The organism is Paraburkholderia sp. EG286A, assembly GCF_040965375.1.
In the GTDB taxonomy this organism is placed as follows: domain Bacteria; phylum Pseudomonadota; class Gammaproteobacteria; order Burkholderiales; family Burkholderiaceae; genus Paraburkholderia.
The window spans coordinates 80,215-96,122 of the sequence record NZ_JBFRCB010000005.1 but is presented as its reverse complement, the minus strand read 5'-3'; the positions used below and the strand labels follow the sequence as shown (position 1 = coordinate 96,122).

Here is a 15,908-nt window from a genome sequence, read left to right as displayed (position 1 = left end):
CGAAATCGTCCAGTTCCGGCGATTTCCGCGGTCGAATTCGTCCTGCGCCGCCCTCTCACGCACCGACGTAACCCGTCATCACGGGGCTGCGTATAGCTGGCACGATCGTTGCTGCCTGTCGAATATTTGGGACCGGAAAGAAAGCCAACACGCGCATCAAATCACGCCGGGGTGGCGCTGTAGAGCGCAAAGCGCAGTACGCGTGGATGGCGAATATATTCGACGGCAAGGCAGAATAATGATAATTGCAATTGAACAGGAAACACCGCAGCGTCCGCAGTCCGCCAGTCAGACTACGAAGCGTGCGACCACACGCGAGGACGCGAAAACCGGGGCACAGGCCGTCAGTCCATATACGGCGAAAAATCTCGACGGCGCCATCACGCACCTCGAAATCGCCATCGGCGTCGACGGCAACATCGCCGTGTTCGGCCGGCGCTACTGGCTCGATCGCGTCCAGCGCATTGCGTCCACGCCGGAGATCATGCCCGCCCAGGCCCGGCGGCTTCGGCACCTGCTGGACCAGCTCGAGGCCGCATGAGCGCCCGACACCCCGTGACGAAGGCGCCGGTCAGTGCGCAGGTCCGAAGAAGGCCTGCGCACCTTCCGATGGCGTCAGTCCGGCGGCGAAATAGCCTTCGAGGCGCTCGGCCTTGGCGTCGTCGAGCAAAAACGGCGGACGCACGAGCCCTTGCGCAATGGCGTGGTCGTACCACCGGCTCATCCACTCGCGCAGTCTGGTTTCATAGGGGGACGGCAATTCGTCTGGCGCGATCTCTTCCATGCGCAATCTCCGCTCGCGGCCTGCCTGCCGCTATATTCTTGTCGCTACACGTGCTGCGCCCATCGAAGGACGCAGGATTTCGGGGGGAAACACTTGCCATCCCCGGTCGGGATGGCGGAAGAAAAACAGCGCGCGCGGTCCGTCCGCTGTCTGCGCCTCGATGAACACGCTCGCGATCCGCCCGGACGGCGCACGATGCACCGTCACGACCCGCACTGTCTGCCTGCTGGTGGGATTCAGCCACTTCACGACCGCTGCCCCTAACGACTGCCGCACCGCCATCGCCGCCCCCCACGCTTTAGGTGAAATCATCGTAGACAGCCGTTAAACCGGCCGCCATCGGGACGGGTAGATAGTTCCCTCGGGATTGTCTGGTTCGCTTGTCAGGATTTCCTTCTCTTCACGCATGGCCGAGCGTCACTCGCCGACCAGGCCATGCCGGATCGCATAGCGGATCACCTCCGCGTTATTGGCGAGCCCGAGCTTTTGCATCAGCCGCATCTTGTGCGTGCTGATCGTCTTGGCGCTGAGCGCGCACGCATCGGCGATATCGTTGATGCTCTTGCCCGACGCGAGCATCTGCAGCACCTGGAACTCGCGGTCCGAGAGCACCTCGTGCGGGGGCACGTCGCCAGAATGCTTCTCGAACACCATGGCGTCGACGAGTTTCGGGTCGATGAAGCGCCCGCCGTCCGCGAGCTTGCGAATCGCGGCCAGCAGCACTTCGGGATCGCTGTCCTTCGTCACGTAGCCTGTCGCGCCGGCCCGCAGCGCGCGCGACGCCACCTGGGCTTCGTTGTGGATGCTGAGCACGAGCACCGGCAACGCGGGTTCCTCGGCGCGCACGCGGCGGATCAGATCGACGCCGCTGATGCCCGGCATCGTCATGTCCAGCAGCAGGAGGTCGACTTCGCAGGTCCTCAGTTTTTCGATCACCTCCGAACCCTGCCCGGCCTCCGCCGTCACGACCATGTCGGCCGTCGTCGCAAGGATCTGCTTGAGTCCGCCACGCACGATGGCATGGTCATCGGCGATGAGTATTCTGATCATGGGGGTCTTCAAGCGGAACGTGGATCGAAATCGTGGTGCCCGACGCAATGCCGATGGTCAGGTCCTTGCAGGGCTGACTGTCGATGCTCAACGTACCACCAATCAGCCTCGCGCGCTCTGCCATGCCAAGCAGACCGTAAGCGTACCTGGCATACGCGGCGGCCACGTCGAAGCCGCGGCCGTCGTCGCGCACACGCAAGTCGAGCGAGCCGGGCCCCGCGGTGAGCGTGACCTCGACGCGCTGCGCCGCCGCGTGGCGCGCGACGTTCGTCAGCGCCGCCTCGACGATCCGGAACAGCGCCGTGGCCTGCATGTCCGACAAGGCGGGCTCGGCGCTTGCCATGTGCAGCTCGCACGGGATGACGTTGTGCCGGCTCCATTGACTGGTCAGCCATTCGAGCGCCGACACGAGGCCGAAGTTCAGCGCAGCGGGCCGCAGGTGGCTCGCCACGTTGCGGACCATCCAGATCGTGCCTTCGACCAGCTCGCGCATGTCGTCGGCCCGGCCGACGGCCTCGGGGTCGTCGGTGAGCCGCATCCGCAGCAGCGAGACATCCATTTTCAGCGCGGTCAGCAACTGCCCCAGTTCGTCCTGTATCTCCAGCGCGCTGCGCTTGCGCTCGTCTTCGCGAATCCCCTCCAGATAGGCCGACAAGGCCCGCTGCTGCTCGCGCGAGCGCACGAGTTCGTCTTCCACGCGCTTGCGGCCGGAAATATCGTGCAGGCCCACGTAAATGGCCGGGGCGCCGTCGTAGTTCGACAGCCGTGCCGTCGCCATGGCCCAGAACTGCGTGCCGTCCGGCCGGCGCAGCTTCACCTCCGCGTCGCCGAAGCTGCCTTGCGCCGCGAGACAGCGCACGAGTCTTTCGCGCTCCAGCGGATCGACGTAGAAGTCGACGATATTGACGTTCGCGCACGCCGCTTCATCGAGGCGCAGCAGTTCGCGAAACTGCGCGTTGGCATAGAGCAGATCGCCGTCGGGCATCGAGGTGATGCCCATGGCCACCGGGCCCGATTCGACGATCGCGCGAAAACGCGTTTCGCACGCATTGAGGCCGCGCTGCTGCAGGGCGAGTTGCCGGTGGGCCGAGCGCAGCGCGAGGTGCGTGCGGACCCTGGCCATCAGCTCCTCGACCTGCACGGGCTTGCGCACATGGTCGGCCGCGCCGGCGCTGAGGCCATCGGCCAGGTCGCGATGATCGCCTGCCGGCATCATCAGCACCACGGGAATATCGCGCGTGCGCGCGTCCGACTTCAGGCTGCGGCACGTGGCCAGGGCGCCGACGCTCGCGGCCTCCGAATCGAGCAGAATCAGTTCGGGCTGGGACACGCACGAACGCTCCAGGACCTCGAGGCCGCTGTTCGCGGCGAGCACCTCGAAGCCCTCCCATACGAGGTGGTCGGCGATCAAACGGGTCTCGTTTGGCGTACCGCCTGCGACCAGTATCGTGCAGGCGTTCGTTGTCGCGGCCTGCGAGTCAATCATCTTGCCCACGGTTGCTCCGGCCCTGGTTACTTTGTTTTGTCCTCGTCGCCAAAGCCATGGCCCTTCGGCAACCCTTTATCACGTATGCAGGTAAGACGGATTCCGCGCCCCGTTAGCCCTCCATGCTCCAGGTGCCCTACGTTGCGAACGAATGCCTCGCGGAAATTTCCGCACGGTCGATCAGTTCGTCGAGACTGCGTGCGAGTTCGCCAAGTGCCCGCAACGCGTACAGATCGAGTTTGTCGGCATGATTGCGGCGCAAGTCTTTCATGCTTTCCTGCAAGCGCCGGATCGTGCCCGCGCGGCTGTCCGGCAGCGGCCAGCAGTGCATCAGATAAGCCAGCGGCGTGAGATTGCGGGATTCGCACCACGTATCGAACAGGCGCATGCAGATCGAGTTCACGTCCTGCACGCGCGCCTTACGGTCGCCCCACTCGGAAATCATCGCGCGTCGCCTCTGCAGCTTCGAAATTTTGCTGACGTCATGATGAGCCCGCCAATGTTCGCGTGCAGTCGTCTTCGACTGCAAACGGTAAAGGGGAATCCTGAATTTCGTGTCAGGAAATCCTGAATGGCGGACTTCGACCGGCAATCGCGCCCTTGAAGGTCCGCCGCGCATTACGCGCCTCGCCCGAAGTAAAGCGGATTGTCGGCGAGATTACGTCGCGTTATGCTGCGCGCGACTGCCCCTTCGGTTCCACACAATGCCGCGCCCGGCATCCGCTGATTTCGTATGAACAGAAGACAGATGATCGCGCAATGCGTCGGTATAGGCGCGAGCCTGATAACGATGCGGGCGACCATGGCGTTGCCGGTCAGCCGCCCGCCAGCAAGCGTCGTATTTTTAAATCCCGGCGAAAGCGTGGAACACGATACGGGCCAGCACTGGCAACTCGTCTCGCGCTTCATGGCCGCGACTGCCAGACGTTTCGGCATGCAGCTGGAAGTGCTTTACGCGGAGCGCGATCATCTGCTGATGCTGCGCCAGGCCGACGCGGTGGCGGCGCGTGCGGCGGCGCCCGACTATGTGGTGATCGTCAACGAAAAGATGGCCGCGCCCCAGATGCTGCAAACGCTGGCGCGCTCGCCCGCCAAAGTGCTGTTGATCCACAACGATCTGACCGAAGCCCAGCGCGCCCAGACCGGCAACGAGCGCGACCGGATCGCGAACTGGATCGGCACCGTCACCGCCGATGCCGGGCGCGGCAGCTTCCGGCTCATGGATTACCTGATCCGTTTGAACGGCAGCGGGCCCGCCCGCGTGATCGGCATTACCGGCGACCCGGCCACGCCGGTCTCTGCCGAGCGCGCCGCCGGGGTGCAGGCCGCGCTGGCGCGCCGGCCGCAGGACCGCATCGACCAGCTCGTCTACGGCGACTGGAGCTTTTCCGACGGCCGCGACAAGGCGCGCGTGCTGCTCTCGCGCTATCCGGACGCCAATATCCTTTGGGCTGCCAACGATACGATGACGCTTGGCGCACTGAGTGCGGTGCAGGAACGGCATCTGTCCACCATCGTCGGCGGGCTCGGGGCACTGCCCGAAGCCGTGGCTTCCGTCATTCGCGGCGAGCTGGCCGCGATCGTTGCCGGCGACCAGTTCATCGGCGCCTGCGCGATGGTCCTCATTCACGACTACCATTACGGCGCGGACTTTGCGCAAGTGGGCGGACCGCGTCAGCGGCTCGACTACCTGAAGGTGCTCGACAGCAGCGACGCCAGGCGCTACGCCGAGATTGCCTTTCAAGGCCGCACTTCCCCCGACTTCAGCGGCTTCTCGCGCGTGCAAAGCCGGCATGCCGGCGCCTACACGTTCGATCTCGACACCCTGCTCAATTCCGCTTCAAAGGCCGCGTGATGCTGCAAACCTTTTTGCGTGCGCGCTTCCCACGCAGCCTGCACGCGCAGCTCATGCTCTCGCTGCTGGTGCTCTGTACCCTGGTGGCGGGCACGTCGGCGTTCTTCCTGCTCGAGCATGCACGCGAACGCCGGATCGCGGAACTCGACGAACGTGCGAACCGCATTGCCGATCTCCTCAGCCAGTCGCTCGCGCAGCCGCTCTGGAATGTCGATCGCGACGCGATCGCGCGGCAACTGAATGTGCTCAAACCGAATCCGGAGGTGGTGAGCTTCACCGTGACCGCGACCAACTATGGTGTGCTCGCCGACGCGAGCAACGCGCCGCTGCCCGCCCCGCAGGCGCGCGTGGTCCGCGTGCGGCCGATAGAATTCACGCCACCCGGCAACGCGCCGCCTGAAAAGATCGGCGAGGTCCGCGTGGTCCTGACGAGGGCCGCCGCCGACCGCGGTTTCGAGGCCGCGCGCGCGGCCGTGCTGGGAACCCTCGCGCTCGTGCTCGCCGTGGTGTACGTCACGACCTTTCTGCTCATCAAACACCTCGTGCGCGAGCCGATCCGGCGCCTGGAGAAAATGGTCGACCGCATCGCGTCAGGCGATCTGGACAGCCGCTGCGCGATCGAATCCAGCGTCGAGCTGGGCCGGCTCGCCGAGCGCGTCAACGTGATGGCGGAGCGGCTGCGCGACTCGACAGCATCGCTCAGGGAGAGCGAGCGCAAGTACCGGAGCATCATCGAGAATTCGCTCGAAGGATTCTTCGTCCTCGATCGCCACGGCAAGCTCTGCGACGCCAATCCCGCGATGGCCCAGTTGCTCGGCTACCGCGACGTTCAGGGCATGATGACGGCGCCAGGCGACGACGCGAGCGCAGTTCATGCCAAGCCACAGCCGTTTTCCAGCGGGAAAACGGCCCAACTCTTCGCGATGCTGCAACTGACCGGCAAGATCGCAGGGCTGGAAATCGAACTGACTCGCGCCGACGGCAGCGCGGTCTGGTGTCAGCTCAACGCCCGCGGTATACGCTACGACGGCGCGGGACCGCAGTGCCTCGAAGGACAGTTGACCGATATCTCGGGCCGCAAGCAGGCGATGGAGATCCTGACCCGCCATCGCGATCAGCTCGAGGAGGAAGTGCGCGAACGCACGCGAACCGAGCAGCTGCTTCGGCATTCACGCGAACAGTTGCGCCAGCTTTCGTCCCACCAGGAATCGATCCGCGAAGAAGAGCGGCGCCAGATCGCCATGACGATCCACGACGAACTGGGCCAGTTGCTCACCGCGATCAAGATCAATGTGTCCCTGCTCGAGCTCGCGCTGAGCCAGGGCGCCGAGTGGCAACAAAAGGTCGGCGATATCGGCGGGCTGGCTGAACGCACCATCGACATCGTACGCAACGTCGCGAGCCACCTGCGGCCGGCCGCGCTCAATTTCGGCCTTCTTTCGGCGCTCGAATGGCTGGTTCAGGACTTCACCCGGCACAACGCAACGGGCTGCACGTTCCGGCTCGAAGGCCGCGAACCGTCATTGAGCGACGACCGCGCGACGGCCGTGTTCCGCATCGTCCAGGAGGCGCTCACCAACATCAGCCGGCACGCGCAGGCCTCGCATGCGGAGGTCGTCCTGCGCTGCATCCATAGCCATTTCGAACTCGAGGTCCATGACGACGGCAACGGATTCGACGTGGCGAAAGCGATCCGTGGCAATTCGTATGGACTGCAGGGCATGCAGGAACGCGCACGGATGATCGGCGCGCAGTTTCATATCGGAAGCCGGGACGGCCCGGGATCGACGGTGCGCATCGTCTTCAACGAGACGACGGAAAGCGTCCATCGGGCTCTGCCCGCCGACAACGAACTCCGCTAGTTATGCGTCATCCGCCTGGCGCTGTTCGAGCGCGCGCAGCATCTCGTTGGTCTTGTCGAGAAACGCGGCGTGGTAGGCACCAGGCAGCGTGACGTCGTCCATGACCGACATGACGTCTTCCAGCACCTGCCTGAGCGACCCATGGATCTCGCCGCATTGCGCCGGCGTCAGTTTCGGCAACGCCAACTCGATGAACTTCTGCATGACGAGCGACCTCGCCGCGAGATGCGAAATCTTGATGGTCGTTTCCGCCACTTGTGACTTGAGCACGTCCAGCACGTCTTTGCTATTCGTCATGATCACGCGTGCTCCGGGGTCATAAGGTGGGTACGCATTCGCCTCTCTCGCTCGTCTGCATCATGACCGGAATAACGGCACGGGTACGACACGGCTACATGCGATTAAGCCGTAACCTGGCGCGCGGGTTTGCTGAATTTAGCGTCAGGAAATCCTGATTTGCACGCCCGGCCTCATGTTCCGGCGCCCGGCGTCGGCTGCGCGAGCCGCCACGCGAGATTGGCGCGAGCCGCCGCCTCGCAATGCGAATGAAAGTAATCGGTCAGGTAGATGCGCGGCCGCGCAAGCAGGGCTTCCAGCATCCGCCGCTCGTGCATGGCGTACGCGTGGTCGTCCAGGTCCGGGCGTTCGGCTCTCAGGCGCAGGCCGTTGTCCTGAAACTGGCGGCGCGGCGCGCCGAGCGAGGCGAGATCGATGTCGCACGCGAAGCGCGCATCCAGCTCATCCGGCGCGCGCGTATGCCGGGTCGCGAGTATCGCTTCGCAAATGCGCTCGCAAGCCGCGATGCGATCGTCCGCGCAGCGCCGCAGCCACTGCGCGCTGCGCTCCTCGTTGTCCTGGGCACCCGGCACATAGATCACGTCGTGGCACCACAGCGCAAGCTCCACGAGATCGCCATGCGCAATGGCCTCGCGCGCCCGATCGAAATCGCGCAGGCAGCGGCGCACGTGGCGCAGCGTGTGGTAGTGCCGCCCCGGCTCGCCATAACGGCGCGCGAGATCGGCGTAGACGGCCTCGGCGCGCGCGCCCCCGCTGCGCGACCATAGCTCGACGAAGCGTCCCTGCGTGCGGTTCACCCCTGCTCCTTTGCGCGCTGCGCGCTGCTCAGAGAAATTCCTCGCGAATGTCGATGGTCGAGCGCTGGCCGATATCCGCGTAGTGCCGCGCGAGCCACGCATCCGCTTCCTTGCGGCCGTTGTCGCGCAGCTCGCAGAGGAAATCCCAATCCGCGTTGTACTTGCTCGACACGCTGAGCGCGCACATGGCGGCGTCGGAGCGGATCGAATGAATCAGCATTTCCTTCATCTCGTCGCGAGCGAGCTTGCCGTGCTGGATCAACTCGGTGACGAACGCAATCGCGCGCATTTCGCGCATGAGCGATGAGTTGAAACTGATCTCGTTGATGCGATTCAGAATCTCCGCCGCCGTGACCGGCACGCCGGGTCGCACGAGCGGGTTGATGTGGACGATCACCACGTCGCGCGTCTGGCAGTGATAGATCAGCGGATAGATGGCCGGGTTGCCCATATAACCGCCGTCCCAGTAGTGCTGGCCGGCGATCGTGACCGCATGGAACAGCGTCGGCACACATGCGGAGGCGAGCACGGCGTCCGCGCAGATGTCCTCGCCGGTGAAGAGGCGTATCTTGCCCGTCTCCACGTTGGTCGCGCACAGGTACAGCAGAATGGGGCACGCCTTGCGCAGCGCGGCGAAGTCGACCTGGCTTTCGAGCACCTGGCGCAGCGGGTTCACGTTGCCCGGATTGAACTGATAGGGCGAGAACACGCGCAGCATGATGTCGGCCACCGCATAGAGCGGCGAATGATCTAGCCCAAAGCTGTGCGAGCCCTTCAGCCACGGCACCCAGCGCAGCGGGTTGTGGCGCTCGGCCGACTCGGCCACCGCTTCCCAGAAGTCGTGCAGCGCCTGGCGCGCGCCACCCACGCCTCCCTGTAACAGCCCGTACGCGAGCACCGCGCCGTTCATCGCGCCGGCGCTGGTCGCGCTCACGCCTTCGATCGCGAGCCTTTCGTCTTCGAGCAGGCGGTCGAGCACGCCCCATGTGAACGCGCCGTGCATCCCGCCGCCCTGCAATGCGAGCGCGATCTGCCTGGGCGCCGCGGGGTCGTGATCGCTTTTCTGGCGTCTTGTTCGCTTCGTTGCCATGGGTCGCCTCCTCGGGCGGTACGCTCATCCACGTACGTCATCGATCGCTCACGCATCGCTCGAGACGAGCGCATCCAGCAATGTCTTCGCTTCGCGCAGGTCGGCGGTGTCGAAACCCTCCGTGAACGTGTCGAGGACTTCGGACAGTACCTGCCTCGCCTCGTCTGCCCGGCCTGCGCGCTGCCAGAGCCCCGCCAGACTCGACGCCGCGCGCAGCGCCAGCGACCTCGCGCCCTGCGCGCGGGCCACGGCAATCGCCTCGAGAAAGCACGCCTGTGCCTCTTCGCTCGACGCACCTTGCAGCATGGCCCCCTTGAGCCGATGCAATTCGGCCTCGTAGAAACGCTCGCCGGTTGTGTCCACGACCGCCATGGCTTGCTCCAGCGTGCGCAGGCCGCCTTCCACGTCGCCGGCCCTGCCCTGGCAGTCGGCCAGCAAGCCCAGAAAGTACGAGCGGTGTTCCTCGCCGCCAGCGGACTGTTCGGCGTGCAAGCCTTCGCGCAACTGGACGATGCCTTCCTGCAGGCTGCCCGGTTCGATGCGCGCCCAGCCCGACAAAATGCTTCCCCACGCGAGCCAGTATGGCAAGCCGTGTTCGTTCGCGACGGCGAGGGCCGCTTCGGCGCGTTCCCGCACCAGCGGCGCCTCGCGCCGAAACTGATGCAGCTCGGCCACGTAAGCGAGTGTGAATGCGAGCGTCGGCCCGTAGGCGAGCTTGCGCGCGAGCGCAAGCGCCTCCATGCTGCGCGCGTGCGCCTGATCGGGATAGCCTTGCAGCCAGCGGATCAAGGCCAGAAAATTCAACGCCCGGCTGCCGGGATCCACGCCATGCGCGAACACATGGGCCTGATGGCGCTCGGGATCGTAGAGGGCGAGCGCCTGTTCCAGGTGCGCAGCGGCCGCGTCCAGTTCGCCCTGCAGGAAGAGGCACGCGCCGAGTGCGCCGTGGGCCTCCAGCAGCCAGTCGAGGTCGCCGGCATGCTCCGCCATGCGCAGCATGCGCTCGCCCAGTTCGCGCGCCACCGCGTAATTCGCGCGCGTCATGTTATGGATTCTCAACCCGAGCAGCGCCGCAAAGAGCTGCGGCGTCTCGCCGAGCTGCTCGCCCAGCTGCCGCGCGCGCGTGTAGGTCGCCGCGACCTCGGGCGCGCCGTAGCCGCGCACGTTCATCAAGGCCGGCCCCAGCGCGAGCAGCAAGGTCAGCTCGCGGGACGCGCGCACGGGCGTATCGGGCAAGCGCTCGAGCAACCCCAGGGCGGCGCCGAGGTGATGCATCGCGTCGGGGTCGGCGGCATGCCTGAGCGCCTGCTGCCCCGCGCGATGCAGGTATTCCACCGCCTTCGGAATATTGCCGCTCAGGCTGTAGTGATGCGCCAGTTCGCTGCAGTAGTCCGCGATACGCGTGGGAAACAGCGTCTCGATCGCCTTCGCGGTGCGCTCGTGCAACGCGCTGCGACGTTCCGTGAGCAGCGAATGGCCCGCCACTTCCTGCGTCAGCGCGTGCTTGAACGAGTATTCGACCTCCGGGTAAGCCGGCCGCTCGTAAATGAACTCCGAGGCTTCGAGGTGCGCGAGCAGCCCGCGCAGATCGTCGTCGGTGCGCGCGAGCTGTCCGCCGCAAATACGCTGCATCAGGCTGAACGGAAAGTCCTTGCCGATTACCGCGAGCGTTTGCAGCAGCTCTTTCTGCGCTAGCGGTAGCCGGTCGATACGCGCGGCGAGCACGCCCTGCACCGTGGTCGGGATGTGCAGCGCGGCCGGCGTCCGCTCGATCCGGTAGCGCCCCGGCTCGCCGAGCAGCGAGCGCTCCTCCGCGAGCGTCTGCACCACCTCCTCCATGAAGAACGGATTGCCCTCCGTCTTTTCAAGGATGCGCTGCTTGAGGGGCAGGAGCGAGGCATCGTCGCCGAGCAGGACCGTCAGGAGTCCCTGGGCTTCGCCCGGCCCGAGCGCTTCGAGCCGGAGCTGGCTGGAATCCCATGCCGGCCGGTACTCCGGCCGGAAGTTCACGAGCAGCAGGATGCGGGTGGCCGGCACGCGCTCGACGAGATAGACGAGGAACGCCTCGGTCTCACGGTCCAGCCATTGCAGGTCTTCGAACAGCAACTCGACGGGCTGGCTCTGGCTCTCGCGCGTGAGAAGCTGCGTGATGGCGTCGAAGGTCCGGTCGCGGCGAATCTTCGGGTCCATGTCCGCCAGCGCCGGAGCCGATTCCCCGGTGCCGAGCAGATACAGCAGGTAAGGCACGAGATCCTCGAAACTGCGCTCGAGCGTCAACACCTTGCCGACGACCTTTTCGCGGCAACGCCGCTCATCGTCGCGCGCGGTGATCTGGAAATAGCTCTTCAGAAGCTCGATCAGCGGCAGATTGGCGAATGCCTTGCCGTGCGAGACCGAAAACGTTTCCAGCACGAGGCACCCTCGGCGGGAACGCTCCTTGAATTCGTGAAAGAGCCGCGACTTGCCGACACCGGCTTCGCCGACCACGCCGACGACCTGTCCCCGCCCCGCCCGCGCCGTTTCGAGCGCCCGGGTCAGGTGCGCCATTTCCGTCTCGCGCCCGACGAAGCGCGCGAGGCCGCGATGTGCAGCCAGTTGCAGCCGCGTGCGCAGCGCGCCCGGGCCCAGCACCTCGTACACGGGCAGCGGCTCGGGCACGCCCTTGACCTGGGCTGCTCCCAGCGCCTTGAACTCGAAGTAGCCTTCGGCGAGCTTGTGAGTCGATTCGCTCACCAGGATCGACGTGGGCGTGGCGATGCTCTCCATGCGCGACGCAATGTGGATCGTGTGGCCAACCGGGTCGTAATCGGTGTGCAGATCGTCGGTACGGATCGAGCGCACGACGACCTCGCCGGTGTGCACACCCACGCGGATCTGCAGCGGAATGCCTTTCTCCAGCCGGATGCGGTCGCCATGCCGGCGCATGGCCTGCTGCATCCGCAAGGCCGCGAACAGCGCGCGTTGCGGATGGTCTTCGTGGGCGATCGGCGCGCCAAACAGTGCGAGGATGCCGTCGCCCAGCGATTTGGCGACGTAGCCCTCGTAGTAGTGGACGGCTTCCATCATCAATGCGACGACGGGTTCGATCAGGTGGTGGGCCTCTTCCGGGTCGAGGCCGTGGATCACGGCCGTCGAGCCGGCCATGTCCGCGAACAGCGCCGTGACGGTCTTGCGCTCGCCCGCGGTCTCGCCTCTCGCCTCCATGGCGACGTGCTCGGCACGGATACGCTCGGCGAGGTGATGCGGGGTGTAATGAATCGGCGCAGGCGGCGCTTCCGCCGTGGATCGCGCCGACTCCGGCGCCGCGCCGAGTGGCGCCCCGCACTCGTTGCAGAATCGGGCGGCGCCGGCGGCCTCGTGCCCGCAACGCGGACACGTGCGCGTGAGCGGGGTCCCGCATGCTTCGCAGAATCTGGCCTGGTTGAGATTCTCGAATCCGCAGTTTGTGCAGCGCATACCACCTCGTCGCGGCCAGGGACCAACATGGGCTCATTATGCGCCGCATGCCCTGCGGCAACAGCCCCGATATTCATCTGGCATCACGTTGGTGACATCGATGCAAACGTATACTCCCTGCCAGTATTCACCTATACTGCCCCACAGTATCCTCAATCGATGCCGTCATGCCTCATTCCCCCGAAGAAAAGAAGCGCGTGCTGACACGCGTGCGCAAAGTTCGCGGCCAGCTGGACGCGCTCGAGCGCGCGCTGGAGGAAGGCGCGGACTGCGCGCCCGTGCTCCAGCAACTGGCGGCGATTCGCGGCGCGATCAACGGCGTGATGGCCGGTGTGCTCGAAAGCCACCTGCGCGAAGAATTCACCCACCTTGCGGGATCAGCGGACTCCCCGGGATCGATCGACGATGTCGTGACCCTCGTTCGAACCTATTTACGCTAGCTCACCGCGGGATTTCCCGCGCCGATCTGGCCGAACCCCATTCTTTACAGGACTACTATGAAATCGCGTGCTGCAGTTGCGTTTGCGCCGGGCAAGCCCCTCGAGATCGTCGAGATCGACGTCGAACCGCCCCGCAAGGGCGAGGTGCTGGTCAAGATCACGCATACCGGCGTTTGTCATACGGATGCCTTCACACTCTCCGGCGACGACCCCGAAGGCCTCTTCCCCGTCGTGCTCGGCCACGAGGGCGCCGGAATCGTCGTGGAAGTGGGTGAAGGCGTGACCAGCGTAAAGCCCGGCGATCACGTGATCCCGCTCTACACGGCCGAATGCGGCGAGTGCCTGTTCTGCAAGAGCGGCAAGACCAATCTGTGCGTGTCCGTGCGCGCGACCCAGGGCAAGGGCGTGATGCCCGACGGCACGAGCCGCTTCAGCTACAACGGTCAGCCCCTGTATCACTACATGGGCTGCTCCACCTTCAGCGAGTACACCGTGGTGGCCGAAGTCTCGCTCGCGAAGATCAACCCGCAAGCCAATCCCGAGCAGGTGTGCCTGCTCGGCTGCGGCGTGACCACGGGTCTGGGCGCGGTGAAGAACACCGCCAAGGTGCAGGAAGGCGATACCGTCGCCGTGTTTGGCCTCGGCGGCATCGGACTGGCTGTGATCCAGGGCGCGAAGCTCGCCAAGGCCGGCCGCATCATCGCCATCGACACCAATCCGGGCAAGTTCGATCTGGCGCGCGCCTTTGGCGCCACCGACTGCGTGAACCCCAAGGATCACGAGAAGCCCATTCAGCAGGTGATCGTCGACATGACGGGCTGGGGCGTGGACCACAGCTTCGAATGTATCGGCAACGTCAACGTGATGCGTGCGGCGCTCGAATGCGCGCACCGTGGCTGGGGCCAGTCGGTCGTGATCGGCGTGGCCGGCGCGGGACAGGAAATCTCCACGCGCCCGTTCCAGCTCGTGACCGGCCGCCGCTGGCTGGGCACGGCCTTCGGCGGCGTGAAGGGCCGCTCGCAATTGCCGGGCATGGTCGAAGACGCGATGGAGGGCAAGATCCAGCTCGCGCCGTTCGTCACCCACACGATGCCGCTCACGGGCATCAACGATGCCTTCGACCTGATGCACGAGGGCAAATCGATCCGCAGCGTCGTTCACTACTGACACTGAACTGACACAGAACGAAGGAGAGAGACCATGGCCTCAGCCATTCACCCCACCGTTGACCGCGGCATCCAGAAAGGCGCCGAAAACTTCGCGGGCGGCACGCTGCGCTGCCAGTGCGCGCAAGATCCGGTCGAAGTGCGCATCGACTCGCAGGTCCTGTTCAACCACGCCTGCGGATGCACCCAGTGCTGGAAGCCCGCGGGCGCGCTGTTTTCCGTCGTGGGCGTCGTGCCGCGCGACAAGGTGACGGTCACGGCGCACGGTGAAAAGCTGAAGGTCGTGGACGACAAAGCCACGATCCTGCGTCACGCCTGCACGGCCTGCGGTACGCACCTGTATGGCCGCATCGAGAAGAAGGATCACGCGTTCTACGGCCTCGATTTCATTCACACGGAGTTGTCGAAAGACGCGGGCTGGGACGGCCCCGGCTTCGCGGCCTTCGTCTCCTCGATCATCGAGAGCGGCACGCCGCCTGCGGCCATGGCCGACGTGCGCCAGACGCTGCGCGACAAGGGCCTCGAGCCGTACGACTGCCTGAGCCCCGCGCTCATGGATATCCTTGCCACCCAGGCCGCCAAGGCCAAAGGCACTTACCGGGAGGCCTGAAACGCTTATGGAGCGCATTGAACGACACGTCAGCCACGGCGGCAGCCAGGAGGTCTGGAAGCACGCCTCTTCCACCGTTGGCGGCGACATGAAGTTTGGCATCTATCTGCCCGAGGCCGCGCTGCGCGGGCAGAAATGCCCCGTGCTGTACTGGCTTTCGGGCCTGACCTGCACCGAGCAGAATTTCATCACCAAGGCGGGCGTGCAACGCTACGCGGCGGAGCACGGGATCATCGTCGTCGCGCCGGACACCAGTCCGCGTGGCAGCGATGTGCCCGATTCGCCCGACTACGATCTCGGCCAGGGCGCGGGCTTCTACGTGAACGCCACGCGGGAACCGTGGGCGAAGCAGTTCCGCATGTACGACTACGTGGTTTCCGAGTTGCCCGCCGTCGTCGAGGCCGGGTTTGCCGCGAGCGACGCGCGCTCGATCAGCGGGCATTCGATGGGCGGGCACGGCGCGCTGGTCGTTGCGCTGCGCAATCCGGGCCGCTATCGCAGCGTCTCCGCGTTCTCGCCGATCGTCGCGCCGAGCCAGGTGCCGTGGGGCGAGAAGGCGCTCACCGCCTACCTCGGCGACGATCGCGAGGCGTGGAAGCAGTATGACGCCGTAGAGCTGGTCGGCAGCGCGAGCGAACGCCTGCCGCTACTCGTCGAACAAGGCGGCGGCGACGAATTCCTCAATACCCAGCTACGGCCGGAACTGCTGCAGGCGGCCAGCGCCAAGGCGGGACAAGCGCTGACGCTCAACGTGCGCGAAGGCTACGACCACAGCTATTACTTCATCGCCAGCTTTATCGGCGAGCATATGGCCTTTCACGCCAAAGCGCTGGCTTGAAACGCGCCGCGCGCCCGTTCGCTGGTTTCGGCGCACGGGCGCATTTTCTGGTGTCGTTCATGGGCGAGGCGCCGAGGCCGCGTCTACGCATAACCCAAAGTCATGCGACCGGGAAAATAAAGCGCATTGACGCTGTACTCCCCATCCTCCAATACTCAACGGCAACACATCATAAAA

The 15,908-nt window shown here is 65.3% G+C and carries 16 protein-coding genes; 7 read left to right on the top strand and 9 right to left on the bottom strand.

Going from position 1 to position 15,908, the window contains the following annotated elements:
* The first annotated feature begins 238 nt into the window (after positions 1 to 238).
* On the top strand, positions 239 to 541 hold the full coding sequence (locus tag AB4Y35_RS23665) for a hypothetical protein (protein ID WP_368706213.1): 303 nt from the start codon (positions 239 to 241) through the stop codon (positions 539 to 541).
* A 30-nt stretch (positions 542 to 571) separates the two neighbouring features.
* Here the strand turns inward: AB4Y35_RS23665 and AB4Y35_RS23660 are convergent, their stop codons facing one another.
* From AB4Y35_RS23660 to AB4Y35_RS23640, 5 genes are all read right to left on the bottom strand, one after another.
* Entirely contained in the window at positions 572 to 784 is a 213-nt protein-coding gene (locus AB4Y35_RS23660; RefSeq protein ID WP_368706212.1) for a hypothetical protein, read from the bottom strand.
* Positions 785 to 814: 30 nt separating this feature from the next.
* A complete protein-coding gene (locus AB4Y35_RS23655; protein ID WP_368691304.1) occupies positions 815 to 1,033 on the bottom strand; it encodes a hypothetical protein in 219 nt (72 codons plus the stop codon).
* Between the two features lie 168 nt (positions 1,034 to 1,201).
* Positions 1,202 to 1,834 (bottom strand): response regulator, encoded by a 633-nt coding sequence (locus tag AB4Y35_RS23650; protein ID WP_368691305.1) that lies wholly within the window; start codon positions 1,832 to 1,834, stop codon positions 1,202 to 1,204.
* Positions 1,809 to 3,320 carry an ATP-binding protein gene (locus AB4Y35_RS23645; protein ID WP_368706736.1) on the bottom strand — a complete coding sequence of 504 codons (1,512 nt, stop codon included), beginning with the start codon at positions 3,318 to 3,320 and terminating at the stop codon, positions 1,809 to 1,811. The genes AB4Y35_RS23650 and AB4Y35_RS23645 overlap by 26 nt, the downstream gene beginning before the upstream one ends.
* A 136-nt stretch (positions 3,321 to 3,456) precedes the next feature.
* Positions 3,457 to 3,765, bottom strand: coding sequence for a hypothetical protein (locus AB4Y35_RS23640; protein WP_368706211.1), 309 nt, complete (start codon positions 3,763 to 3,765; stop codon positions 3,457 to 3,459).
* A 417-nt stretch (positions 3,766 to 4,182) separates the two neighbouring features.
* Between AB4Y35_RS23640 and AB4Y35_RS23635 the strand changes: the two genes are divergently transcribed.
* Positions 4,183 to 5,175 (top strand): ABC transporter substrate-binding protein, encoded by a 993-nt coding sequence (locus AB4Y35_RS23635; RefSeq protein WP_368706210.1) that lies wholly within the window; start codon positions 4,183 to 4,185, stop codon positions 5,173 to 5,175.
* Positions 5,175 to 7,037, top strand: a complete 1,863-nt coding sequence (locus tag AB4Y35_RS23630; RefSeq protein ID WP_368706209.1) for a PAS domain S-box protein — start codon at positions 5,175 to 5,177, stop codon at positions 7,035 to 7,037. Before AB4Y35_RS23635 ends, AB4Y35_RS23630 begins: the two co-directional genes overlap by 1 nt.
* Here AB4Y35_RS23630 and AB4Y35_RS23625 read toward each other — a convergent pair whose 3' ends face one another.
* The 4 genes from AB4Y35_RS23625 to AB4Y35_RS23610 form a co-directional block, all read right to left on the bottom strand.
* Positions 7,038 to 7,334: a hypothetical protein gene (locus AB4Y35_RS23625; protein WP_368691309.1), complete on the bottom strand. Its 297-nt coding sequence runs from the start codon at positions 7,332 to 7,334 to the stop codon at positions 7,038 to 7,040.
* A 173-nt stretch (positions 7,335 to 7,507) separates the two neighbouring features.
* Entirely contained in the window at positions 7,508 to 8,131 is a 624-nt protein-coding gene (locus AB4Y35_RS23620) for a hypothetical protein (RefSeq protein ID WP_368706208.1), read from the bottom strand.
* A 28-nt stretch (positions 8,132 to 8,159) separates the two neighbouring features.
* Positions 8,160 to 9,221: a patatin-like phospholipase family protein gene (locus AB4Y35_RS23615; RefSeq protein WP_368706207.1), complete on the bottom strand. Its 1,062-nt coding sequence runs from the start codon at positions 9,219 to 9,221 to the stop codon at positions 8,160 to 8,162.
* 48 nt (positions 9,222 to 9,269) lie between these two features.
* Positions 9,270 to 12,677, bottom strand: coding sequence for an adenylate/guanylate cyclase domain-containing protein (locus AB4Y35_RS23610; RefSeq protein WP_368706206.1), 3,408 nt, complete (start codon positions 12,675 to 12,677; stop codon positions 9,270 to 9,272).
* 167 nt (positions 12,678 to 12,844) lie between these two features.
* Between AB4Y35_RS23610 and frmR the strand changes: the two genes are divergently transcribed.
* The 4 genes from frmR to fghA are packed head-to-tail and all read left to right on the top strand — an operon-like array spanning position 12,845 to position 15,731.
* Positions 12,845 to 13,117, top strand: a complete 273-nt coding sequence (gene frmR / locus AB4Y35_RS23605) for a formaldehyde-responsive transcriptional repressor FrmR (protein WP_368706205.1) — start codon at positions 12,845 to 12,847, stop codon at positions 13,115 to 13,117.
* Between the two features lie 57 nt (positions 13,118 to 13,174).
* On the top strand, positions 13,175 to 14,284 hold the full coding sequence (locus AB4Y35_RS23600) for an S-(hydroxymethyl)glutathione dehydrogenase/class III alcohol dehydrogenase (protein ID WP_368691313.1): 1,110 nt from the start codon (positions 13,175 to 13,177) through the stop codon (positions 14,282 to 14,284).
* Positions 14,285 to 14,317: 33 nt separating this feature from the next.
* Positions 14,318 to 14,893 (top strand): S-(hydroxymethyl)glutathione synthase, encoded by a 576-nt coding sequence (gene gfa / locus AB4Y35_RS23595; RefSeq protein WP_324151234.1) that lies wholly within the window; start codon positions 14,318 to 14,320, stop codon positions 14,891 to 14,893.
* Between the two features lie 7 nt (positions 14,894 to 14,900).
* Positions 14,901 to 15,731, top strand: a complete 831-nt coding sequence (gene fghA, locus AB4Y35_RS23590; RefSeq protein ID WP_368706204.1) for an S-formylglutathione hydrolase — start codon at positions 14,901 to 14,903, stop codon at positions 15,729 to 15,731.
* The last annotated feature ends 177 nt before the right edge of the window (positions 15,732 to 15,908 follow it).

Excerpts from the sequence above, each read along its gene's own strand:
- AB4Y35_RS23665 (WP_368706213.1), top strand. The coding sequence starts at position 239 with ATGATAATTGCAATTGAACAGGAAACACCGCAGCGTCCGCAGTCCGCC.
- AB4Y35_RS23660 (WP_368706212.1), bottom strand. The coding sequence starts at position 784 with ATGGAAGAGATCGCGCCAGACGAATTGCCGTCCCCCTATGAAACCAGA.
- AB4Y35_RS23650 (WP_368691305.1), bottom strand. The coding sequence starts at position 1,834 with ATGATCAGAATACTCATCGCCGATGACCATGCCATCGTGCGTGGCGGA.
- AB4Y35_RS23645 (WP_368706736.1), bottom strand. The coding sequence starts at position 3,320 with ATGATTGACTCGCAGGCCGCGACAACGAACGCCTGCACGATACTGGTC.
- AB4Y35_RS23640 (WP_368706211.1), bottom strand. The coding sequence starts at position 3,765 with ATGATTTCCGAGTGGGGCGACCGTAAGGCGCGCGTGCAGGACGTGAAC.
- AB4Y35_RS23630 (WP_368706209.1), top strand. The coding sequence starts at position 5,175 with ATGCTGCAAACCTTTTTGCGTGCGCGCTTCCCACGCAGCCTGCACGCG.
- AB4Y35_RS23625 (WP_368691309.1), bottom strand. The coding sequence starts at position 7,334 with ATGACGAATAGCAAAGACGTGCTGGACGTGCTCAAGTCACAAGTGGCG.
- AB4Y35_RS23615 (WP_368706207.1), bottom strand. The coding sequence starts at position 9,221 with ATGGCAACGAAGCGAACAAGACGCCAGAAAAGCGATCACGACCCCGCG.
- AB4Y35_RS23610 (WP_368706206.1), bottom strand. The coding sequence starts at position 12,677 with ATGCGCTGCACAAACTGCGGATTCGAGAATCTCAACCAGGCCAGATTC.
- frmR (WP_368706205.1), top strand. The coding sequence starts at position 12,845 with ATGCCTCATTCCCCCGAAGAAAAGAAGCGCGTGCTGACACGCGTGCGC.
- AB4Y35_RS23600 (WP_368691313.1), top strand. The coding sequence starts at position 13,175 with ATGAAATCGCGTGCTGCAGTTGCGTTTGCGCCGGGCAAGCCCCTCGAG.
- gfa (WP_324151234.1), top strand. The coding sequence starts at position 14,318 with ATGGCCTCAGCCATTCACCCCACCGTTGACCGCGGCATCCAGAAAGGC.
- fghA (WP_368706204.1), top strand. The coding sequence starts at position 14,901 with ATGGAGCGCATTGAACGACACGTCAGCCACGGCGGCAGCCAGGAGGTC.